Consider the following 22,907-nt stretch of genomic DNA (forward strand, 5'->3'; position numbering starts at 1 on the left):
GTCCGCCGGTGCCCGCCGGGCACCGGCGGCACCTCCCGCACGTCCCCACCGAGTCTTGGAGTGAAGTCATGTCCACGGTCCCCTACGCTCGCCCCGAGGCCGGAGCGGGAACCGAACTGCCGCCGCCGGTCGTCGTCGGCGCCGGTGAGCCCCTGGTCAGCGTCATCATCCCCGCGCTCAACGAGGCGCTCAACCTGCCGCACGTGATGGCCGCGCTGCCCGCGGTCGACGAGGTCATCCTGGTCGACGGCGGGTCCACCGACGACACGGTCGACGTGGCCCGCCGGCTGATGCCGGGCATCCGCGTCGTCCAGCAGAACCGCCGCGGCAAGGGCAACGCGCTGGCCTGCGGCTTCGCCGCCGCCACGGGCGACATCATTGTCATGATCGACGCCGACGGGTCGACCGACCCGCGCGAGATCCCGAGTTTCATCGCCGAGCTGCGGTCCGGAGCCGACTTCGCCAAGGGCTCGCGCTTCGCCGGCACTGGCGGCAGCGCCGACCTCACCCGGCTGCGCCGAGCCGGCAACGGTTGCCTCAACCTGCTGGTCAACGTGCTCTTCGGCACCCGATACAGCGACCTCTGCTACGGCTACAACGCGTTCTGGGCCAAGCACCTCGACGTCTTCGCCCTGGACAGCACCACCCAGGCCGACGGCCGGCTCTGGGGTGACGGCTTCGAGATCGAGACGCTGCTGACCCTGCGCGCCGCCCGGGCCCGCCTGCGCATCGTCGAGGTGCCCAGCTACGAGCAGCAGCGCATCCACGGCGAGAGCAACCTCAACGCCTTCACCGACGGCCTGCGGGTGCTGCGCACGATCGCGCGCGAGTGGCCGCGACGGGGACGGGCCGCCGCCGTCCCCGCACCGGAGCGGGCACGGTGAGGATCGGCGTCGTCACGAGCGCCTACCACCCGGACATCGGCGGGGTGGAGACCCACGTCCGCCGGCTCTGTGCCGCGCTGGTGGCCACCGGTGACGAGGTCGAGGTGCTCACCCAGCACACCCACGGCTCGGTCGACTCGATCGACGGGGTGCTGGTCCGCCGGTTCCCGCTGACCGTCAAGGCGTCCAACTACCGCTGCTCACTGGCGATGTGGCGGTGGCTGCGGCGCAACGCCGGCCGCTACGACGTGCTGCACGCGCACAGCTATCACGCGCTGGCCGCGCTGCCGGCGGCGCTGACCAACCGGACGCCGCTGGTCTTCACGCCGCACTACCACGGCACCGGGCACAGCCGGCTGCGAGCCGCGTTGCACCCGCTCTATCGACCGCTGGGCCGGCGCATCGTGGCCCGCGCGGGCCGGATCATCTGTGTCACCCGGGCCGAGCGTGAGCTGCTGATCAGCCACTTCCCCGAGGCGCGGGAGCGCCTGGTGGTGGTGCCGAACGGGACCGACCCGGCGCCCCACCTGGTGGCCGGGCCCGAGCCGGGACGCAGCATCCTCTGCGTCGGGCGGCTCGAGCGCTACAAGCGGGTCGACCGGGTGATCCGGGCGATGACCCAGCTGCCGGCCGACCACCGGCTCGACGTGGTCGGCGCCGGGCCCGCTCGCGAGGAGTGGGAAGACCTGGCCGTACGGCTCGGCCTGGGGCCGGACCGGGTCGTCTTCCACGGCCGGCTGCCCGACGGCGCCTTCCACGCCCGGATGGCGTCGGCCGCCGCGGTGGTGTCGGCGTCCGAGCACGAGGCGTTCGGCATGGCGGTGGCCGACGCGCTGACCGCCGGCATCCCGACCGTGGCCAGCTTCATCCCGGCCCACCGGGAACTGGCCTCGATGGTCGCCCCGGGCGCGCCCTTGTGGCTGGTCAACCCGGACGACGAGGTGGCGCTGGCCGGGGCACTGCAGGTCGCGGCGAGCACCGACCGGGCCCAGCACGGCCGCAACGCGCTGCCCACGTGGAGCGACGTCGTCCTGGCCACCCGCGAGATCTACGCCGGCGTGGCGCCCCGCGTCCACGTCATCCAGCAGGCCAAGGCCGGTGCCGGAGCCGGCGACCGATGACCCTGACCCGGCCGGTGGCCGACGACCGCACCGTCGCGAGCACGCCCTCCTCGCCGGAGGTGCCCGCGACGGCGTCCCGCCGCGCGGCCGTGCTCTGCGCGGGCTCACTCGTGGTGGCCGGCGGGGCCGGAGCCGCGCTGCTGGTGGCGGCCAACCGGGCCGCGGAGTGGGACACCGGCCAGCAGTTCGCCTTCTTCTGGGCCGGGATGCTGATCTTCACGCTGCCGGCCGTCTTCTGGCTGGTGCGCCGCGGGTCGGGGGCCCGGCTGCGAGTGGCCGTCCTGACCGCGTACGCGGGCTTCACCTATCTGCCCAAACTGCTGCGCACGCCGGACGGGCCGCTCTATCACGACGAATTCGCGCACTGGCGCCAGGCGCGCGAGATCCTGCTCGACGGCCGCCTCTTCGAACAGAACCCGATCGTCAAGGTGGTCGGCGACTTCCCCGGCCTGCACTCGTCCGTCGCCGCGGTCTCCGGGCTCACCGGCGTCTCGATCTGGCACGGCGCGCTGTTCGTGCTGATCCTCGCGCACCTGCTCGTGGTGCTCGGGGTGGCCGCGCTGGCCCAGGAGATCTGGCACGACGCCCGGATCGCCGCCGTGGCCACGATCATCTACAGCCTGAACAGCTCGTTCCTGTTCTTCGACACCCAGTTCGGCTACGAGTCGCTGGCCATCGCGCTGCTGGTGTGGACGCTGGTCGCGCTGCACCGGGCGATGCGCGGGCCGGCCGGACGGGCCCGGCTCGGCTGGTCGGCCGTGACGGTCATGCTCTCGGCCGCGACCATCGCCACCCATCACCTGACCGCGCTCGGGCTGCTCGGCGTGATGCTGATCCTCTGCGCGGTGGCCACCGCCCGGGCCCTGCGCCGGATCAACCCGCGCGCCGTGACCTGGACCGCCTGGGGGCTCACGGCCGCGGCGGCCGTGCTGGTGGTGGCCTATCTGGCCGTGGTCGCGCCGCGGACCGCGGGTTACCTCGACCCCTATCTGGCCCGCGCGCTCGACCAGATCGCCGGGATGGCCGGCACCGGTGGAGGCAGCCGCACGCTCTTCCGCGAGTCGGTCGCGCCCTGGTGGGAGCGGTACGCGGCCTTCGGTGCCCAGGGCTTCGCCGGGATCGCCATGGCCACTGCCGCGTGGCGGCTGCGCCGCCGGCGCGAGGGCGACGCGGTGTCCCGCAACGGAGCGCTGGCCATGCTGGTGCTGGGCTCGCTCTATTTCCCGGCGGCACTGCTGATCCTGACCCCGTCCGGGGCCGAGGGCGCGCGGCGCACGTGGGCCTTCAGCTATCTCGGGATCGCGCTGGTCGTGGCCCCGGTCGTGGTGTGGTTGCTGGACCGGGGCCGTCGCTGGAGCGGCGGCGTGCTGCTCACGGTGTGCGCGGTGGTGATGGTCGGCAACACCGCGGCCGGCATGAACCCGTCCTACCGTTTCCCGGGGCCGCCCGTCTTCGGCTCGGACACCCGCTCGTCGATCCCCGAGGTGTCGGCCGCGTCGGCCTGGCTGCGCTCGACCCAGGGCCGCGACCTGCGGATCGTCGCCGACCGGTACTCCGGGTTGATCTTCGGCTCCTTCGGTGGGCAGCAGCCGGTCACCGGCTCGGTCTCGTTCCCGACCTACGAGCTCTACCTCGCCCAGCCCGGCCGGGACATCTCGCCCCGGCTGATCGAGCAGCTCAGCTCGTGGCGGTTCACCTATCTCGTCGTCGACCGGCGGATGGCCCGGGAGGTGCCGGAGATCCAGATCTACTTCGAGACCAACGAGCCGGTGCCGCACAGCGACCGGCCCGCGTTCACGCTCGGGCAGCTCACCAAGTTCGACCGGACGCCGTGGACGATCAAGATCTACGACAGCGGCAACATCGCGATCTACCGATTCGACTTCGCCTCCCTGCAGCCGGGCAAGGCGAGCCTGCAGCCGGGCAAGGCGGGCCGATGACGACCGTACGGCTTCTCGCCGGGATCTGTGCCGCGCTGGTCGTGCTGTCGCTCGGCCACCGGCTGCCGTGGCTCTTCGCGATCGTCCTGCTGACCGCGCTGCTCGCCCTGGGTGAGCTCTGGCTGCGCGCGCTGACCGGCGAGGCCATGCCGGCGATCGTCCGGATCGGCCTGGCCACCGCGTGCGGCCTGGTCAGCCTGCCCCTGGTGGCGATCGGGCTGCACGTCGCGGGCGTCGAGATCCGGCCCCGCGCGATCGTGGCCGGCCTCGGGATCCTGGTGACCGTGCTCGGCGTGATCGTGCTGCTGCGCGAGCGTGCCGCCGGATCCCCGGTCGACCCGCGCCTGCCGCACACGCTCGTCGCGGTGGCCGTGCCCGGTCTTCTCACGCTGGTCGCCGGGTTCGTCGCCCTTCAGGCGTACGGGCGGTTGCCGCACCCGCCCCAGCCGGGCTACACCAGCCTGGCCCTCAACGGCTGGGCCACCGACATCGCCCGCCCGGTGGCCATCCCCGCCCGCGGAGTACACGTTCCCGTACGGGTGAGCAGCGCCGGAATGCCCACCGCGACCCAGCCGCTGCGGGTGCGGGTCGGCACCCGGCTCGTCTCCGGCCGCCCGTTGACCGTCGAGCCGGACGCCACCCGCTCGGTCGACGTCTTCGTTCCGGCGCCGCCCGACGGCTGCCTGCACCGCATCGAGATCAGTCTCGGCGCCACCAGCACCGTCTTCTACGGCCGGGGGCCGGTCGTCCGCGGGCGGCCCGCATGCTGAAGACCGTCGCCCGCGATTCGCTGGCCCGCAACAGCGTCCTGATCATGGCGAGCACGGTCAGCACGGCCGGGCTCGGCTACCTCTACTGGATGCTGGCCGCGCGCGAGCTGACCCAGCCGGCGATCGGCACGGCGACCGCCCTGATCTCCGTCTCGGCCGTTGTGAGCATGGTGTCCAACCTCGGCCTCGGGCACATGTTCATCCAGCGGCTGCCCGGCACGAGCCCCGGCGAGTGGTCGCGGATCGTCAGCGCCGGGCTGCTGCTGGGCTGCGGCGCCACGGCGGTCGCCTCGTTCGTCGCGGCCGGGGTGCTGCCGTCGATGGGCGGCAACTTCGCCTTCCTGCGCAGCTCGTCGGGGGCCACCGCCCTGGTCGTTACGTCGGTCGCGCTGACCGCGTCGACGTTGCTCGACCACGTCTTCATCGCCCAGCGGGCCGGCCGGGGCATGTTCACCCGCAACCTCGCGCTGGCCGGCGGCAAGCTGGGCGCCCTCGCGGTGCTGACCGGGGCCGGGTACGGCGGATCCGGGGTCGTGCTGCTCGCCTGGACGCTCCCGTCGCTCGCCGTCACCGGCTACACCCTGATCTCGATGCTGACCCGGCTGCGGCCCGGCGCCCGGCTCGGCGGCCGGGGACTCGGCGCCGAACTGCGGCACGTCCAGGGCTCGCTCGGTGGCCATCATCTGATCAACCTGGCCCAGGCCGGCCCCACCGCGCTGCTGCCCGTGCTGGTCACCGCGCGGCTCGGCCCCGAGGCCAACGCGCACTTCTACGTGGCCTGGATGACGGCGTCGGTGCTGTTCATGGTCTCGCCCGCGGTGGCGTCGGCGCTGTATGCCGAGCGCACCAACGCCGGCACGGCCGCCCTGCCCAAGGCCGCCGCCGTCGTGCTGGTCGTGACCGGGATCCCGGCGCTGCTGCTGTTCTTCGCCGGTGACCGGGTGCTCGCCCTGTTCAGTCCCGGCTATGCGGCCGAGGGGGAGCTGCTGCTGCGCATCCTGGTGCTGGCCGCGCTGCCCGACGCGATCACCAACCTCGCCGTCGCGCACTGGCGCTCGCTCGGCCGGTATCGCCGGTGCCTGCGCCTCAACCTGCTGATGGCCACCACCTGTCTGACGCTGACCTGGCTCTGGCTGCCCGGCACGGGCATCGAGGCGGCCGGCATCGCGTGGCTGACCGGCCAGTCGGCCGGGGCGGTGGCGGTCGGCGCCCGCAGTGTGATGTCCCGACGAAAGGCCCCCACCGGATGAAGATCCTGCACCTGTCCAACCTGTACGCGCCGGTCATCGGCGGGCTCGAGCGCAGCATCGCCACCAGCAGCGAGGAGCTGGTGCGGCGTGGGCACGAGGTCACCGTGCTCACGCTGGCCACACCGCTCGCCGAGCACGACGAGACGATCCACGGCGTACGGGTCAAGCGCGTCCGCAGTGTGGCCAACACCCTGCTGCCGGGGATGAACGCCGACGCCACCAAGCCGTTCCACCCGACCACGGCCGACCCGCTCACCACCGCGGCCATCCGGCGGGTGCTGCGCGCCGATGACTACGACGTCGTGCACAGCCACGACTGGATGATGTACAGCTACCTGCCGCTGCGCTTCGGCCGCGACGGGGTGCCGCACGTGCACACGGCGCACGACTTCGGCTTCACGTGCGTCAAGAAGACGTACGCGCGCAACGGCCGCCCGTGCGGCGGGCCCCGGCTGAGCCGCTGTGTTCCGTGCGCGAGCGAGCAGTACGGGCGGCCGCGGGCGGCCCTGCTCACCAGCGCGCTGCGGGCCCAGCGCCACCAAGGCATCGACGCGCTCACCGCGATCTCACCGGCCGTCGCCGACGGGGTCATCACCGGGCGGCTGCCGGGCGACGTGCCGGTCCGGGTGATCAGCAGCCTGGTGCCGGACGGCCTCGACGAGCTGGCCCGCAACACCGCGCGGCCGGCGTGGCTGCCGGCCGGGCGATACCTGCTCTTCGTCGGGCAACTCGGGCCGCACAAAGGCATCGACGCGCTCTTCACCGCGTACACCCGGCTGCGGGCCGGATGGCAGCAGCCGGACCCACCGCCCGCCCTGGTCTGTCTCGGGACGCCGCGGGCGGACACGCCGCCGATCCCGCCCGGCGTCCTGGTGCGGCACAACGTGGCCCATCCCGAGGTGATGGCGGCGTGGCACCACGCGGCGGCCGGCGTGGTGCCGTCGGTCCTCGAGCCGATGGGTCAGGTGGCGGTCGAGGCCCTGCTGGCCGGCACGCCGCTGATCGCCACCGCGGCCGGCGGGCTGGCCGACATGATCCGGGACGGCGAGAGCGGCCTGCAGGTGCCGGTCGGCGATCCCGAGGCGCTCGTGGCCGCCCTGCTGCGGGTGCTGACCGACCCGGTCCTGGCCGCGCGGCTGCGCTCGGCCGGGCACCAGCGCGGGCTCGACTACACCGCCGCGCGCGTCGTCCCCCAGATCGAGGAGGTCTACCGTGACTGCATCGCCGCCGCCGTCCGCTGACGAGCGCACCCGGATCGTGGTCGTCGGCTCCGGCTGGCGGTTCCTCTCCGGCATCAGCTATTACACCTGCCGGCTCAGCAACGCGCTGGCCACCCGCTACGAGGTCGGCACGATCCTGATGCGACAGCTGCTGCCGACCCGGCTCTATCCCGGGCGCGGCCGCGTGGGTCGACGGCTCAACGACCTCTCGTACGACCCCGCGGTGACCGTCTTCGACGGGGTGGACTGGTGGGCGGTGCCGAGCCTGATCCGGGCGGTGCGGTTCCTGCGCGAGTTCCGGCCCGAGGTGATCGTGTTCCAGTGGTGGACGGGCACAGTGCTGCACTCCTATCTGGTGCTGTGCTTGGTCGCGCGGCTGGCCGGGATCAAGGTCGTGGTCGAGTTCCACGAGGTGCAGGACACCGGCGAGGCGCAGCACCGGTGGGCGTCGCTCTATTGCCGCAAACTGATCAAACCGTTGCTGCGGCGCACCAGCGGGGTCGTCGTCCACTCGCGCTTCGACCGGGTCGCGCTGCGAGCGACGTACGACCTGACGGGCGTCCCGGACGAGATCGCCCTGCACGGCCCGTTCGACCACCACGACAGTCCCACCCCACCGGCGCCCCGGCCCCGGGCCGCCGGGGAGGCCTGCCGGCTGCTGTTCTTCGGCACCATCCGGCCGTACAAGGGCTTGGAAGATCTTGTCGAAGCGTTCGGGCGGCTGCCTACGCACTACACGCTGACCGTCGTGGGGGAGACGTGGGAGGGCTGGACGCTTCCGGCGTCGATGATCGCCGGGTCGCCGGCCGCCTCCCGCATCACGTTCGTCAACCGCTACGTCGCCGACTCCGAAGTGGACGACTTCTTCGGCGCGGCCGACCTGGTGGTGCTGCCCTATCGGCGCAGCTCGGCCAGCGGGCCCCTGCACATCGCGATGAGTCACGGGTTGCCCGTCGTGGTCACCGCGGTCGGCGGTCTGGTGGAGGCGGCCGAGCGATACTCCGGAACCACTTTTGTGCCCGCCGCCGCGCCCGCCGCGCTGGCCGACGCGATCGTCACCGCGACCGGAAAAGCCGGAAGGCGGCACACCGACCCCTCCTCGTGGGAGCAGTCGGTGGCCGCCTTCTCGCGTTTGTTCGCCCGGATGGGCGTGCTCGTCGCGGCTCCCTCAGCCGCCGGGCCGTCGCCTTCAGTCGCCGGGCCGTCGCACGCGGAGCCGGTGGCTCAGGAGACGGAGATCGTGGCGTCGTCGAACCAGACGGTGCCCTTGTTCTCGCCCGACTTGAGGTGAACCTGGAGGCTGGTCGCGCCGGCCGGGGCGACCTGGTCGACGACCAGCTTGGTCCAGCCGGTGGTGCCGACCGGCAGCCACGCCGACGAGGCGCCGCCGAGCCACTTGTCGTTGATGTCGAAGAAGCTCAGCGCGATCTGCGTGGTGCCGGTGGCCGCGTTGCCCTTGGCCCAGACCTCGCCGTGCCACTTCTGGCCGGCCTTGACCGGGTCGATCGGGGAGACCCGGTAGGACGGCGAGCCCGACGAGTTCTTGCCGGTGTTGGTCAGGCTGATCGACCACTTGCCGGTGCGGGCCGCCGACTGCGTCTTGACCGCCAGGCCCAGCTCCGGCATGTACGCCCGCCACGGGGTCTGGCCCGCGCTCGACTCGAAACTCGGGTCCATGACCGACGCCGGCGTCATGCCGGTGGTCCAGCCGGCCTTGACGACCGCGGCGGCCGGCTTGGCCGAGCCGTCGACCCGGTAGAGGCCATAGCTGTACTGGGCCGGGATGCGCGAGACGGCCGAGGACGGGATGGCGCCCGGGGTGAAGTCGTTCAGCGTCCACGGGGCCACCGACTTCACGCCGGCCGCCTCCGACGCCTCGAAGACGCGGGCCAGGAAGGCGGCCTGCTCGCCCTCGGTGTTCTGCAGCGTGTTCAGGCCGACCTCGCCGATGACCATCGGGTACGGCGCGACCGTGGCCTGCGCGTTCTTGATGGTCGCGAGGGCGCGCTCCGAGTTGCCGTAGAAGTGGAAGTCGAAGTAGTCGATCGGGGTCGAGGCCAGGGCTGACTTGATCCTGGCCATGCCCGGGGCGCCGGCCGTGCCGTCGACCGAGAAGCTCAGCGGCATGGTCGGGAACGACGAGCGCATGGCCGGGATCAGCTTCTTGGCCCAGGCCACCGCCGCGGCGTCGTTCGCGTTGAACTCGTTCTGCAGCTCGAACGCGATGACCCGCTTGTCGTCCCGGTAACGGCTGAGCACGGTGCTGGTCCAGGAGATGCTGTTGGCGATCTCCTCGTAGCCGTCCCACCAGTCGAAGAGCGTGAACTTGACGGTCATGCCGTGGGCCTCGGCCAGGTCGACGAACGCGGCCAGGCGGTCCTGGTATCCGTTCCACGGCTTGGGCCAGCCGAACTGGGTCGGGAAGATGATGATCCGGACGTTGTCGGCGCCGAGCGCGCGGGCCTTGGCCAGGTCGGCGTCGATCCGGGCCGGGTCCCAGTCGGTCCACATCTTCGACCAGCCGGCGGTGGACGGGTAGTAGTTCAGCGTCTTGGCGGTCTGCACCGCGGCCAGGCGGGACGCCCGGGTGGGGACGGTCTCGGCGTCCTTGGCGACGGTCTTGGCCGGCGTGGCGACGGTCTTGGCCGGCGTGGCGCCGGTCTTCGCAGGCGTGGCGGGGGCGCTGGTCGTCATGACGGACTTGACGGTGACCGTCTTCGCCGGGGCGGCGGCGGAGGCGGGAGCGTGGGGGAGGGCGAGGCCCAGGAGCAGCGTCGAGGCCAGGGAGGCGGCGCAGCGGCGAGGCGAGATCACGGTGGGTCGTTGCCCTTCGGTCAGGTGCGGAAATGGTCTGTGGGAGCGGCCCCTCCAATCGGTCGGACGGTTCGGGTGAAGAAAGTTTGCTGATTGCATTGCCGTTGCCCTGGGGTGCGGGCAGGGTGCATCGGCCGGACACCCCGATCGGTGCCGGCTTCTTGTGCTGGGGCCCTATCCGGCGGGGTAGTGGCGCGGGGTGTAGACGAACGTGCTGCCGTCGCCGCGCTGCACGGCCCGGGTCTGCGACGAGCCGATGATCAGCAGACAGCGCATGTCGACGGTGGCCGGGTCGAGCTCGCCCAGGGTGGTGACGCGGACGGTCTCCTCGGGACCGCCGACATCGCGGCCGACGATCACCGGCGTCTCCGCCGAGCGGTGCTCGAGCAGCAGCTCGCGGGCGTTGACGAGTTGCTCGCGGCGGGTCTTGGAGGCCGGGTTGTAGAGCGCGATCACCAGGTCGGCGCCGGCCGCCGCGGTGAGCCGGCCGGCGATGACCGGCCACGGCTTGAGCCGGTCGGAGAGCGACACGACACAGAAGTCGTGGCCGAGCGGCGCCCCGGCCCGGCTCGCCACGGCCTGCGCCGCGGTGAGCCCCGGGACGACCCGCACCGGCACGTCCTTCCACTGCGGGTCCTCGCTGACCTCGAGCACGGCCGCCGCCATCGCGAACACCCCGGGATCCCCCGACGAGACGACGGCGACGCGCCGGCCCCGCTTGGCCAGGTCGAGCGCGAACGCGGCCCGCTCGGCCTCGACCCGGTTGTCGGACGGGTGCTTGCGCTGGTGGGCCCCGGTGGCCACCCGCTCGAGGTAGGGCAGGTAACCGACCAGGTCATCGGCCTGCGCCAGGGCCGCGCGGGCCTCGGGCGTCAGCCACAGCGGATCACCCGGCCCCAGGCCGACGACGGTCACGCTGCCGCCCCCGCCCGGCTCGCCCTGCTCCCCGCGCCCGGTCTCCTCGACGAAGGCGGTGGCGGCGGGGCTGGGCAGCAGGGCCAGCGAGAAGTACGGCACGGAGTCGGCGTCGACCTCGGCCAGAGGAGCGTGGCGTTCCCGGTCGGTGGTGGCCCGTTCGACGTACCAGGCGTCGTCGAGGCGGCCCGCCTTGGTCAGGGCCTGGCGGACACCGTCGAAGGTCCGGCCGAGTTTCATCACGGCGGCCGAATCGGTGCCGGCCAGACGGGCGGCCAGCTCGGCCGGCGGCAACGTGCCGGGGAGCACGGTCAGCACCTCGTCGCGTTCCATCAGCGGGCGGCCGAGCACCGCCGAGGCGGCGCTGACCGAGGTGACGCCGGGGACGACCTCGGTCGGATAGCGGTGAGCCAGGCGCTTGTGCATGTGCATGTAGGAGCCGTAGAAGAACGGGTCGCCCTCCGCGAGCACCACCACGTCGCGGCCCGCGTCGAGGTGGGCCGCGAGCCGGGCCGCGGCCTCGGTGTAGAACTCGTCGATCGCGCCCTGGTATCCGCCCGGGTGGTCGGTGTCCCCGGTCGTGACCGGGTAGATCAGCGGCTCCTCGATCTGCCCGTCCCGCAGCAGACCGGCGGCGATCGCCCTGGCGTTGCTCCGCCCGTGCCGGGCCGCGTGGAAGGCCACCACATCGGCGCCCTCGATCAGCCGCGCGGCCTTGAGGGTGATCAGCTCGGGGTCACCGGGCCCGACGCCGACCCCGTAGAGGCGGCCGCCGCTCGGGGGAGTGAGATCGGTGGTCACTTACTCCGCCTCCGAAGCCAGGGCGTTGACGGCGGCGGCGGTGATGGCGCTTCCACCGCGGCGGCCGCGGACGATCAGGTGTTCCAGGTCGGTCGTGGCCAGGGCCTGCTTGGACTCGGCGGCGCCGATGAAGCCGACCGGGATGCCCAGGATCGCGGCCGGGCGCGGGGCGCCGGCGGCGATCATCTCGAGCAGGCGGAACAGGGCGGTGGGGGCGTTGCCGATCGCGACCACCGAGCCCTCCAGGTGGTCGAGCCAGAGGTCGAGGGCGGCCGCGCTGCGGGTCGTGCCCAGCCGCTCGGCGAGCGCGGGCACCCGGGAGTCGCGGAGGGTGCAGACGACCTCGTTGGCCGCGGGGAGACGCTTGCGGGTGATGCCGGACGCGACCATCTCGGCGTCGCACAGCACCGGGGCGCCGGACAGCAGCGCCTTGCGGGCGACCGTGGCCACCTGGGGGCTGTAGGCCAGATCGTGCACCAGGTCGACCATGCCGCAGGCGTGGATCATCCGGACCGCGACCCGGGCCACGTCGGCCGGGAGACCGCTCAGGTCGGCCTCGGCCCGGATCGTGGCGAAGGAACGCCGGTAGATCTCGGCGCCGTCCTTCTCGTACTCCATCAGTTCCTCCTCGCGGCGGCGACCGCGGATGCCGGGTCGCCGGTGAATGTCTCCCCGTCCGGCTGCCGGGTCACGGCGTAGCCGGTCGGGGTGGCCTCGACCCGCACGTGCGGGCCGGAGGGGCTGCCGCACCCGCGGGCGCAGCCGATCCAGTGAACGGGCAGGCCGTCCGCATACGCGCTGGTGCCATCGGCATCGGCGCGCACATCAGCCAGGGATTTCGCACAACCGGGGCGGCCGGCGCAGGCGGTCACCCCTACCCAGCGCGAAGTGTCGTCAATCGGAAGGCCGGCCTCGGACAGGGCGCGCGCCCAGCGGCGGGCGGCCTCCGGCGTCAGGTCGGGCACCACGACGCCGCGCCACGGGGTGACGACGAGCCGGGGCGCGGTGGCGAGCAGGCGCAGTGCCTCCCCGCCGAGCCGGCCCAGCGGGACCAGAGCGCTCACCGCGACCAGCCCGTCGTCCTGCCGCACGACACCGACAGTCGGCCGATCACCGCCGGCCGGGATGGTCGGCGGGCAGGCCGGGGGCATGCCGGGTGCGGCGAGGGTGGCCGGGGGCATGCCGGGTGCGGCGAGGGTGGCCGGGGGCATGCCGGGTGCGGCGAGGGCGGCCGGGGGCATGCCGGGTGCGGCTGGAGGGATCGGTGTGGGGGCGAGGGGATGGCCGAGGGCGGCGGCGGTGCGCTCGGCCACGCGGGACGGGCCGTCGGTCAGCTCGTGCAGGCGCCAGGCCGGCGCGCCCGGGGTGCCGGCGGCCCGCTCGGTGAGGAAGGCGCCGGCCGCGGCGATCAGGGCGGGCACGACCCGGTCGGCGGGCACCCGCAGCCCGAGGTCGTGACCGGCGAAGAGGATCGCGAACTCGGTGGCCACGGGAACGGCGGCCACGTCGGTGGCCAGGGCGACGTCGCCGATCGCGAACAGGAAACGGCCGGGCAGGGCGGCCAAGGCCGGGGTGGCGCACAACGAGGTATCGAGCTCCTCGGTCAGAGCGCGGAGTGTCGCATCGGCCCACGGCGGCGAGACGATGTTTCGTACGGTCTCGTGGGTCTCCGACGGCAGCAGGCCGGCCGCCGACAGCCGGGCCGCGAGCACCGCTGGGTCGGCTTTTGTCAGGGCTCTGAGCTGCACATTTGCCCGGGACGTCAGCTCGAGCCAGCCGTCGCCGAACGCTGCCGCGAGCTCACCCAGGACGGCCAGCCGGGCCCCGGTCAGAAGCCCGCCGGGCAGCCGGACGCGGGCCAGCGGACCGTCGGCGGCGGCGTGCAGGCGCAGCGCGCCGGGGCAGGCATCGACGTCATGGGCTCGGGCGGGCACGAGCCGGATACTACGGTCGACCACCGACCGGACTGCATGCTCGGGTCGGGATAGTCACACCAGGGGCCCCTCCTTGACGCCGCCCCCGGCCGCCGGGAAGGGTGGGAGGTCACGAGCGGCGACGCCGCGGAGGAAGCCGGTGTGAATCCGGCGCGGTCCCGCCACTGTCACCAGGCCCGCCAGGGTCCGGGAGCCAGGAACTCCGGTCGCCGTGATCTCTACTACCCGGGGCGCGGACCCCGAGGGGAGCTTGGCGTGTTCCTGCTGCTGTCGACCTCTGACACCGACCTGCTCAGCGCCCGGGCCAGCGGCTCGCCGTGGCGCCTGGCCAACCCGGCCCGCACCGGTGCCGGCGATCTGCCCGCGCTGCTCGACGGGGTGGAGCTGGTCGTCGTGCGCATCCTGGGCGGGCGCCGGGCCTGGGAGGAAGGGCTCGACGCGCTGCTGGCCGGGCCGATCCCGGTGGTGGTCCTCGGTGGTGAGCAGGCACCGGACGCCGAGCTGATGAAGCTGTCGACCGTGCCGGCCGGGGTGGCCGCCGAGACGCACACCTACCTGGCCCAGGGCGGCTCGGACAATCTGGCCGCGGTGCACGACTTCCTGTCCGACACCGTGCTGCTGACCGGGCACGGGTTCGCGCCGCCGCAGGCTGCGCCCGACTGGGGGCCGCTGCCCCGCGAGACCACGGCCACCGGGCCGACGGTCGCGGTGCTCTATTACCGGGCCCACCACATGGCCGGCAACACGGCTTTCATCGAGGCGCTGTGCCGGGCGGTCGAGGCCAAGGGCGGGCGGCCGCTCCCGTTGTTCACGTCGTCCTTGCGTACGGCGTCGGAGGAGCTCCTGACCGAGCTGCGCAAGGCCGACGCCCTGGTCGTGACCGTGCTCGCCGCCGGCGGCACCAAGCCGGCCACCGCCGGGGCCGGCGGTGACGACGAGGCCTGGGACGTCGGCGTGCTGGCCGGGCTCGACGTGCCGATCCTGCAGGGGCTGTGCCTGACCAGCAGCCGCGCGACCTGGGAGGCCAGCGACGACGGGCTGTCCCCGCTGGACGCGGCGACCCAGGTGGCGATCCCCGAGTTCGACGGGCGGATCATCACGGTGCCGTTCTCGTTCAAGGAGATCGACGCGGACGGGCTGTCGGTCTACGTCGCCGACGAGGAGCGGGCGGCGCGGGTCGCGGGCATCGCGGTGGCGCACGCGCGGCTGCGGCACATCCCGGCCGCCGAGCGGCGCATCGTGCTGATGCTCTCGGCCTACCCGACCAAGCACTCGCGCATCGGCAACGCGGTCGGCCTGGACACCCCGGCCTCGACGGTCGCGCTGATCGAGGCGATGCGCGCGCGGGGCTACCGGACCGGGTCGTTCGGCCAGTACGACGGCGACGGCCTCATCCACGCGCTGATCGCGGCGGGCGGGCAGGACCCCGACTGGCTCACCGAGGAGCAACTCAGCGGCAACCCCGTCCGGATCCCGGGGGACGCCTACGCGACGTGGTTCGCGACGCTGCCCGACGACCTGCGCGCCTCGGTCGAGCGGCACTGGGGGCCGGCGCCGGGCGAGCTTTATGTGGACGGTGGCGACATCGTGCTGGCCGCCCTGCGCGACGAGAACGTCGTGGTCATGGTGCAGCCGCCGCGCGGGTTCGGGGCCAACCCGGTCGCCATCTATCACGACCCCGACCTGCCGCCGAGCCACCACTACCTGGCCGCTTACCGCTGGGTGGCCGACGATTTCGGCGCGCACGCGGTGGTGCACGTCGGCAAGCACGGCAACCTCGAATGGCTGCCGGGCAAGAACGTCGGCATGTCGGCCTCGGACGGCACCGACGCGGCGCTGGGCGACCTGCCGTTGATCTACCCGTTCCTGGTCAACGACCCGGGCGAGGGCACCCAGGCCAAACGCCGGGCGCACGCCACCCTGGTCGACCACCTGATCCCGCCGATGGCCCGGGCCGAGTCGTACGGCGACATCGCGCGCCTGGAGCAGCTGCTGGACGAGCACGCCAACATCGCGGCCCTGGACCCGGCGAAGCTGCCGGCCATCCGGTCGCAGATCTGGACCCTGATCCAGGCCGCCCGGATGGACCACGACCTGGGGCTGGACAACCGCCCCGGCGACGAGGACTTCGACGAGTTCATCCTGCACGTGGACGGCTGGCTGTGCGAGGTCAAGGACGTCCAGATCCGCGACGGTCTGCACGTATTGGGTGCCGCCCCGTCGGGCGAGGCGCGGGTCAACCTCGTGCTGGCGATGCTGCGCGCCAAGCAGATGTGGGCCGGTAAGGTCGCGGCGCTGCCGGGCCTGCGCGAGGCCCTCGGCCTGCCCGAGGGTGCCTCCACCGCCGAGACGGACCGGGTCGAGGGTGAGGCCCGGGCGCTCGTCGGGGCGATGGAGGAGGCCGGCTGGCCGGCTGACACCGGTCGCATCGCCGAGATCGTCGACGTCGTGCTGGCTGGGATCCTGGCCGGACCCGGTGATGCAGCCGACCTGGCCGCGGTGCGCGACGTGCTCGCCTTCGCGGCAACCGAGGTGGTGCCGCGGCTCGAGCGCACGACGGACGAGCTCGGCAACCTGCTGCACGCGCTCGACGGTGGCTATGTGCCGGCCGGGCCGAGCGGGTCGCCGCTGCGCGGGCTGATCAACGTGCTGCCGACCGGACGCAACTTCTACTCGGTCGACCCCAAGGCGATCCCGAGCGCGCTCGCCTGGGAGACCGGTCAGGCGATGGCCGAGTCGCTGCTCCAGCGCTACCGCCAGGACTACGGCGACTGGCCCCGCTCGGTCGGGCTCTCGGCCTGGGGCACCAGCGCCATGCGCACGGCCGGCGACGACATCGCCGAGATCCTCGCGCTCATCGGCGTCCGCCCGATCTGGGACCCGGCCTCGCGCCGGGTCACCGGCCTCGAGCCCATCGGCCGCGATGAGCTGGCCCGCCCGCGGATCGACGTCACCGTGCGCATCTCGGGCTTCTTCCGCGACGCGTTCCCGCACGTCGTGGCCATGATGGACGACGCTTTCCGGATGATCGCCGAGCTCGACGAGCCGGACAACTTCGTCCGCCAGCACGCCCTGGCCGACCGCGACGAGCACGGCGACTGGCGCCGGGCCACCGCCCGCATCTTCGGCTCCCGGCCGGGCGCTTACGGCGCCGGCATCCTGCCGCTGATCGACAGCCGCAACTGGCGGGACGACAAGGACCTGGCCGAGGTTTACGCGGTGTGGGGCGGATTCGCCTACGGCCGGGACCTGGACGGGGTGCCGGCCCGGGCCGACATGGAGAACGCCTACCGCCGGATCGACATCGCCGCCAAGAACATCGACACCCGCGAGCACGACATCGCCGACTCGGACGACTACTTCCAATACCACGGCGGCATGATCGCCACGGTGCGCGCGCTGACCGGCAAGGCCCCCGCGGCATACGTCGGTGACTCGACCAACCCGGACGCCACCCGCACCCGCAGCCTGACCGAGGAGACCGCCCGGATCTTCCGCGCGCGGGTGGTGAACCCGCGCTGGATCGCCGCGATGCGCCGGCACGGTTACAAGGGTGCCTTCGAGCTGGCGGCCACGGTCGACTACCTGTTCGGCTTCGACGCGACCGCCGGCGTGGTCACCGATTACATGTACGAGCAGCTGGCCACGACGTACGCCCTGGACCCGGAGAACCAGCAGTTCTTCCAGCAGTCCAACCCGTGGGCGCTGCACAGCATCACCGAGCGCCTGCTGGAGGCGGCCGAGCGCAAGCTCTGGGACTCCCCGTCCACCGACACGCTGAGCGCCCTGCAGGAGCTCTACCTGGCTACCGAGGGCGATCTGGAAGACCACTGATGCCGGCGGCGTGGCCCGGCGTGGACCAGGATCGCGGCGCCATGCGCTTCACCAAGGCCAAGCCGGGTGCTCGGATCGCCTGCTGCTGAGTCTCAGCCGGCCTCGGGCTTGTCCTCCGGGGCGGCGTGGCGGCCTGCGGCCTGGCGCTCGAGCGCCTCGTCCTTCTCCAAGTACTTCTTGATGTTGACAGTGGAGCGAGCGCCCAGGTCGTCCTGCTTGGCGGCGTGACGGCCGTTCGGTTGGTCGGTGTCGGTCATGGCCCGAAACTGTACCTGCTCCGGGTTCCGGAGCGAACAGGACGGACGACGGTTCCGGAACCGTCCGGGCCGAGTCGGCCCCCACCTGCAAGAACCCGCGAGAAAGCGCTTCCCGGCCCGCTACCAGGCATTGACACGTGCCGACACGCCGGTTAACAGTGTCGTTACAAAGAGCGCTTCCCCAGCCGATCCCCAGGCCGGAATCGCTCGACACACCTCCGATCCCCAGGAGTCCCCTCCATGACATCCCCGGTCACGGACGGGCTCGGGACGCCTCGCAAACGGCTGTCCCCGGCCCGGTTCCTCACTCTCGGCGCGGCCGTCTTCGGCTTGCTCGCCGCCTATTTCGTCGCTACCACCAACGCCGCTTCGGCCGCCGAGGTGGTCGTCTCGCAGGGCAAGACCGCCACCGCGTCGTCCACCGAGGCGGCCGGCGCCTACCAGCCCGGTGAGGCCGTCGACGGCAACAACGGCACGCGTTGGGCCAGTGCCTTCTCGGCCAGTCAGTGGTGGCAGGTCGACCTGGGCGCGCCGACCGCGGTCAGCCGGATCGCGATCAACTGGGAGGGCGCCTACGCCAAGGCGTTCACGATCCAGTTCTCGGCCAACGGCAGTTCCTACACCCAGGCCTACGCCACCACGACCGGCACCGGCGGCCAGCAGAGCATCGCGGTCAGCGGCACGGCCCGGTACGTGCGGATCAACCTGACCCAGCGCGCGCTCGACATCTACGGCTACTCGTTCTGGGAGTTCCAGGTCTTCTCGGGCGGCACGACCCCGACCGACCCGCCGCCCACGACCACCCCGCCGCCGACGACCACGCCGCCGCCGGGCACCGCGCGGCTGCTCTCCTACAACAAGCCGGCGCTCGCCTCGACGTCGCAGAACGACGTCAACTGCAACCCGTGCACGCCGGAGAAGGCGTTCGACAACGACCCGGCCAGCCGCTGGGCCACGAGCTCGACGAACGGCTGGGTGGACCCGGGCTGGATCTCGGTCGACCTGGGCGCCACGGCTCAGATCAGCCAGGTCGTCCTGCAGTGGGATCCGGCCTATGCCCGCGCCTACCAGATCCAGGTGTCCAACGACAACGCGACCTGGTCGTCGATCTACTCCACGACCACCGGTGACGGCCTCAAGGACGTCATCAACGCCACCGGCACCGGCCGCTACGTGCGGATGTACGGCACCGCCCGCAGCAGCGCCTACGGCTACTCGCTGTGGGAGTTCAGCGTCTACGGCACCGGCGGCGCCCCGGTGAACCCGCCGGCCAAGCCGGCCGACCCGGCCTTCCCGGCCACCCGCCTGGTCTTCGAGGACAACTTCAACGAGGGTGCCGGCACCAAGCCGAGCACGGCCAAGTGGACCTACGACCCGGGCGTCCCGCAGAACGGCGAGATCCAGTACTACACGCCCAACAGCGAGAACGCGCAGACCGACGGCCAGGGCAACCTGGTGATGGAGGCCCGCCGGCAGGACTACCAGGGCCGGCAGTACACCTCGGCCCGGATGAACACCGGCGGCAAGTTCAGCACCCAGTACGGCCGGTTCGAGGCCCGGATCAAGGTGCCGAAGGGCAACGGCCTGTGGCCGGCGTTCTGGATGATGGGTGACGACTTCCTCAGCGGACGCCCGTGGCCCTACAACGGCGAGATCGACATCATGGAGGTCCTCGGCCGCAACACCAGCGAGATGTACACGACGCTGCACGCCCCGGCCTACAACGGCGGTGGCGGGTACGGCCAGAAGAACGCGGCCGGGGTGGACCTGTCGCAGGACTTCCACGTCTACGCCGCCGAGTGGGACAGCAAGGGCATCCGGTTCTTCCTGGACGGCCGGCTGGTCTTCGACGCCAAGAAGGACACCGTGGAGAACACCCGCGGTCCGTGGATCTTCGACCACAAGTTCTACCTGATCCTCAACCTGGCCGTCGGCGGCGATTTCCCCGGCCCGATCGACGCCACCACCCCGTTCCCGTCCCGCATGCTCGTCGACTACGTGCGCGTCTACCAGTGAGTGCCGGCCGGGGGTGAAAGCCCCCGGCCCCTTTCCCCCAGGACGGCAGTCATGAGAAAAAGTCCCCTTCTGGCCACAGCGGCAGCCGCCCTGCTGGCCACCTATCTGATCGTCAACGCCACCACCGCGAGCGCCGCCGATTCCCTGATTTCCCAGGGCAAGACGGCCACCGCGTCGTCGACCGAGTCCGCGGCCTTCCCCGCCTCGAACGCCGTCGACGGCAACCTCGGCACCCGCTGGTCGAGCGCCTTCAGCGATCCCCAATGGCTGCAGGTCGACCTGGGCGCGAGCGCCACCGTCTCGTCGGTGGTGCTCAACTGGGAGTCCGCCTACGCCCGCGCTTTCAGCGTCAAGGTGTCGGCCAACGGCTCGTCCTGGACCACGATCCACAGCACCACGAACGGCACGGGCGGCCGCCAGACGATCACCGCCACGGGCACCGGCCGCTACGTCCGGCTCGAGACCACGGCTCGGGCCACGCAGTGGGGCGTCTCGCTGACCGAGTTCCAGGTGTACGGCAGTGGTGGCGGCACGACCACGCCGACCATCCCGCCGGGCGCCGTCCGGGTCGCGGAGTTCCTGGCCGACTGCCCGTACAGCCACCGGCTGCCGGACGACCCGATCATCTTCCCCGGCCTGCCCGGCGCCTCGCACATGCACAGCTTCTTCGGCAGCGAGGTGACCAACGCCTTCTCGACCACGCAGGACCTGCTCAACGCGAACAGCAACTGCAACCCGTCCATCGACAAGTCGTCGTACTGGATTCCGACCTTCTACAACGGCAACACCCCGGTCGAGCCGACCACGGGCATCTTCTACTACCTGGGGGAGGGTGTGCGGGACGACCTGATCGCGCAGACCCAGCCGTTCCCGCTGGGCCTGCGGATCGTGGCCGGCAACGCCAAGGCGACCGGGCCGAACGACAACACCCTCTCGCGCTGGTCGTGCCTGCACGCCGGTGAGGTGGGCTCGTCGCACGACTTCGTGACCTGTCCGCCGGGCACGATGCTGGAGTCCTACCTGGACTTCCCGCACTGCTGGGACGGCGTCAACCTGGACTCGCCCGACCACAAGAGCCACATGGCGTACCCGGTCGGCAACGCCTGCCCGCCCAGCCACCCGGTCGTGGTGCCGAAGCTGCGGCAGGTCATGCGGTACCCGGTCAACGGCAACCCGGCCAACTTCCGGCTGGCGTCCGGCGCCGGCTACACGATGCACGGTGACTTCTTCAACGCCTGGCCGGTGGAGGAGCTCGCGCGGCGGGTGAACGACTGCATCCGCCCGATCGTCAAGTGCGGCACCAACGGACGTCCCTGATGACCACGGGTGTCGCCGGCGGAGGATCTGACGGCGGCGGCACCCGTCCCCATCACCCCCGGAGCCGTGAGAGCGCTCTTTCCCACATTTCACCCGGTGCTATAACGGACCGCATGACAACCCGGCCCGCGCGCGGTGGGCATCATCCGACGATGGACCAGGTCGCCGAGGCGGCCGGGGTGTCCCGCGCGACCGTCTCCCGGGTGATCAACGGCGCCCCCAGCGTGGACGCCAAGATCCGCGAGATGGTGCAGCGGGCGATCGCCGAGACCGGCTACGTGCCCAACGTGGCCGCCCGCAGCCTGGTCACCCGCCGGTCCAACTCGGTGGCGCTGGTGATCAGCGAGCCCGACCGGCCCGACAACCACTCATTCCTCAACCGGATCTTCACCGACCCCTACTTCGGCCGCATCACCGCCGGCGCCACCGGGGCGCTGCGCCCGCACGACATCCACCTGGTCGTCATCCCGACCGACTCCACCGACCATCACCAGGTCATCCGCTATCTGCGCCAGGGCCACGTGGACGGCGTCCTGCTGATCAGCAGCCACGAGCAGGACACGCTGCCCCGTCAGGTGCACGAGCTCGGCATCCCCGCGGTGGTGTCGGCCCGGCCGACCTCGCCCATCGCGGTCAGCTTCGTCGACGTCGACCAGCGGCTGGGCGCCCGGCTGGCCGCCGAGCGCCTGCTCACGCGGGGCTGCCGCCGGCCGGCCACGATCAGCGGCCCGCTCGACATCCCGTCCGGCCTGGACCGCCTCGACGGCTTCCGGTCGTTCCTGGCCCAGCGCGGCTTCACCGATGTGCCGGCGGTCGAGGGCGACTTCACCCGGGCCGGTGGCGAGGCGGCGGCCCGGCGGCTGCTGGCCGAGCACCCCGAGCTCGACGGCCTCTTCGTGGCCAGCGACCTGATGGCCGAGGGCGCGCTGCGCGCGGTGCAGGATCTGGGCCGCCGCGTCCCCGACGACCTGGCCGTGGTCGGCTTCGACGACAGCAGTGCCGCACTCGACTGCCGCCCGCTGCTGACCACCGTGCGCCAGCCGGTCGAGGAGATGGCCGCCGAGATGGCCGAGGTGCTGATGGCCCACATCGCCACCCCGGGCCGCCTGCCGCGCTCGGTGACCTTCCAGCCGACCCTGGTGGTGCGCGACTCGGCCTGAGACGGGGTATGACTGGTTCATGGACATCCTCGTCGCCGGCGGCCATGGCCAGGTCGCCCTCCGCCTCCTCAAGCTCCTGGCCGACCAGGGGCACACCGCTCGCGGGCTGATCCGCAAGCCCGAGCAGGCCGCCGACCTGCAGGCCGCCGGCGCCGTCGCGGTGATCGGCGACCTCGAGAACGAAGAGTCGCTCTCCGCGTACGTCAAGGGGGCCGACGCCGTCGTCTTCGCGGCCGGCGCCGGTCCGGGCAGCGGGGACGCGCGCAAGCGGACCGTCGACCTCGGCGGCGCCGTCAAGCTGGCCGACGCCGCGGTCGACCAGGGCGTGCGCCGCTACGTGATGATCTCGTCGGTCGGCGCCCACGACCCGGCCGCGGGCGGCGACACGATGGGCGCCTATTTCGCGGCCAAGGGCGAGGCCGACGCGTACGTCACCGGGCTCGGCACCCTCGACTGGACCATCGTGCGGCCGGGCCACCTCGTCGACGAGCCCGGCACCGGACTGGTCACCGTCCGCCGTGAGCCGGGCGGCCGCGGCCAGGTCCCGCGCGACGACGTGGCCGCCGTGGTGGCGGCCTGTCTCACCACGCCGGCCACGATCGGCGTGACCTTCGAGCTGTTCGCCGGGCCTGATCCCATCGACGAAGCTCTCCGTCACATCGGAGGGTGATGAG

At 72.4% G+C, this 22,907-nt stretch carries 17 protein-coding genes and 1 riboswitch; of the genes, 12 read left to right on the top strand and 5 right to left on the bottom strand.

Annotated features, from left to right (window positions below):
- The first annotated feature begins 68 nt into the window (after window positions 1-68).
- Genes NAG42_RS23215 through NAG42_RS45025 form a run of 7 tightly spaced genes read left to right on the top strand, consistent with a single transcriptional unit; the run spans window position 69 to window position 8,476 of the window.
- On the top strand, window positions 69-884 hold the full coding sequence (locus NAG42_RS23215; RefSeq protein WP_250032991.1) for a glycosyltransferase family 2 protein: 816 nt from the start codon (window positions 69-71) through the stop codon (window positions 882-884).
- The gene (locus NAG42_RS45020; RefSeq protein ID WP_250032992.1) at window positions 881-2,005 is read left to right on the top strand and encodes a glycosyltransferase family 4 protein; all 1,125 of its coding nucleotides are present in this window, start codon (window positions 881-883) and stop codon (window positions 2,003-2,005) included. Before NAG42_RS23215 ends, NAG42_RS45020 begins: the two co-directional genes overlap by 4 nt.
- A complete protein-coding gene (locus NAG42_RS23225; RefSeq protein WP_250032994.1) occupies window positions 2,002-3,945 on the top strand; it encodes a putative glycosyltransferase family protein in 1,944 nt (647 codons plus the stop codon). Before NAG42_RS45020 ends, NAG42_RS23225 begins: the two co-directional genes overlap by 4 nt.
- The gene (locus NAG42_RS23230) at window positions 3,942-4,715 is read left to right on the top strand and encodes a hypothetical protein (RefSeq protein ID WP_250032996.1); all 774 of its coding nucleotides are present in this window, start codon (window positions 3,942-3,944) and stop codon (window positions 4,713-4,715) included. Before NAG42_RS23225 ends, NAG42_RS23230 begins: the two co-directional genes overlap by 4 nt.
- Window positions 4,709-5,965 carry a lipopolysaccharide biosynthesis protein gene (locus NAG42_RS23235; protein WP_250032997.1) on the top strand — a complete coding sequence of 419 codons (1,257 nt, stop codon included), beginning with the start codon at window positions 4,709-4,711 and terminating at the stop codon, window positions 5,963-5,965. Before NAG42_RS23230 ends, NAG42_RS23235 begins: the two co-directional genes overlap by 7 nt.
- The gene (locus NAG42_RS23240; RefSeq protein WP_250032999.1) at window positions 5,962-7,206 is read left to right on the top strand and encodes a glycosyltransferase family 4 protein; all 1,245 of its coding nucleotides are present in this window, start codon (window positions 5,962-5,964) and stop codon (window positions 7,204-7,206) included. Before NAG42_RS23235 ends, NAG42_RS23240 begins: the two co-directional genes overlap by 4 nt.
- Window positions 7,178-8,476 carry a glycosyltransferase gene (locus NAG42_RS45025; protein ID WP_250033001.1) on the top strand — a complete coding sequence of 433 codons (1,299 nt, stop codon included), beginning with the start codon at window positions 7,178-7,180 and terminating at the stop codon, window positions 8,474-8,476. The genes NAG42_RS23240 and NAG42_RS45025 overlap by 29 nt, the downstream gene beginning before the upstream one ends.
- Here the strand turns inward: NAG42_RS45025 and NAG42_RS23250 are convergent.
- From NAG42_RS23250 to NAG42_RS23265, 4 genes are all read right to left on the bottom strand, one after another.
- Complete coding sequence (locus NAG42_RS23250) at window positions 8,410-9,999, bottom strand: cellulase family glycosylhydrolase (protein ID WP_250033003.1); 1,590 nt, start codon at window positions 9,997-9,999, stop codon at window positions 8,410-8,412. The two genes, NAG42_RS45025 and NAG42_RS23250, sit on opposite strands and share 67 nt — an antisense overlap.
- Before the next feature lie 174 nt (window positions 10,000-10,173).
- The gene (locus NAG42_RS45030) at window positions 10,174-11,715 is read right to left on the bottom strand and encodes a precorrin-2 C(20)-methyltransferase (RefSeq protein ID WP_250033006.1); all 1,542 of its coding nucleotides are present in this window, start codon (window positions 11,713-11,715) and stop codon (window positions 10,174-10,176) included.
- On the bottom strand, window positions 11,716-12,333 hold the full coding sequence (locus tag NAG42_RS23260) for a precorrin-8X methylmutase (RefSeq protein ID WP_250033008.1): 618 nt from the start codon (window positions 12,331-12,333) through the stop codon (window positions 11,716-11,718). It lies immediately after the preceding gene.
- Complete coding sequence (locus tag NAG42_RS23265; protein WP_250033010.1) at window positions 12,333-13,649, bottom strand: ferredoxin-like domain-containing protein; 1,317 nt, start codon at window positions 13,647-13,649, stop codon at window positions 12,333-12,335. The genes NAG42_RS23260 and NAG42_RS23265 overlap by 1 nt, the downstream gene beginning before the upstream one ends.
- Before the next feature lie 129 nt (window positions 13,650-13,778).
- Window positions 13,779-13,852, top strand: a riboswitch (cobalamin riboswitch).
- 52 nt (window positions 13,853-13,904) lie between these two features.
- On the opposite strand from NAG42_RS23265, the gene cobN reads away from it, so the two are divergent.
- Entirely contained in the window at window positions 13,905-17,483 is a 3,579-nt protein-coding gene (gene cobN, locus NAG42_RS23270) for a cobaltochelatase subunit CobN (RefSeq protein WP_250033012.1), read from the top strand.
- 92 nt (window positions 17,484-17,575) lie between these two features.
- On the opposite strand, the gene NAG42_RS23275 is transcribed toward cobN, so the two are convergent.
- Window positions 17,576-17,740 (bottom strand): hypothetical protein, encoded by a 165-nt coding sequence (locus NAG42_RS23275; protein ID WP_250033014.1) that lies wholly within the window; start codon window positions 17,738-17,740, stop codon window positions 17,576-17,578.
- Between the two features lie 240 nt (window positions 17,741-17,980).
- Here NAG42_RS23275 and NAG42_RS23280 point away from each other — a divergent pair, with 240 nt between their 5' ends.
- The 4 genes from NAG42_RS23280 to NAG42_RS23295 all read left to right on the top strand — a co-directional run bounded on the left by NAG42_RS23280 (window position 17,981) and on the right by NAG42_RS23295 (window position 22,903).
- The gene (locus NAG42_RS23280) at window positions 17,981-19,756 is read left to right on the top strand and encodes a galactose-binding domain-containing protein (RefSeq protein WP_250033016.1); all 1,776 of its coding nucleotides are present in this window, start codon (window positions 17,981-17,983) and stop codon (window positions 19,754-19,756) included.
- 51 nt (window positions 19,757-19,807) lie between these two features.
- A complete protein-coding gene (locus NAG42_RS23285) occupies window positions 19,808-21,073 on the top strand; it encodes a DUF1996 domain-containing protein (protein WP_250033018.1) in 1,266 nt (421 codons plus the stop codon).
- 152 nt (window positions 21,074-21,225) lie between these two features.
- Complete coding sequence (locus NAG42_RS23290) at window positions 21,226-22,233, top strand: LacI family DNA-binding transcriptional regulator (protein ID WP_250033023.1); 1,008 nt, start codon at window positions 21,226-21,228, stop codon at window positions 22,231-22,233.
- Between the two features lie 19 nt (window positions 22,234-22,252).
- A complete protein-coding gene (locus NAG42_RS23295) occupies window positions 22,253-22,903 on the top strand; it encodes an SDR family oxidoreductase (RefSeq protein ID WP_250033025.1) in 651 nt (216 codons plus the stop codon).
- Window positions 22,904-22,907: the final 4 nt, after the last annotated feature.

It is taken from the genome of Paractinoplanes maris (assembly GCF_023544465.1).
GTDB classification, from domain to species: Bacteria; Actinomycetota; Actinomycetes; order Mycobacteriales; family Micromonosporaceae; genus Actinoplanes; species Actinoplanes maris.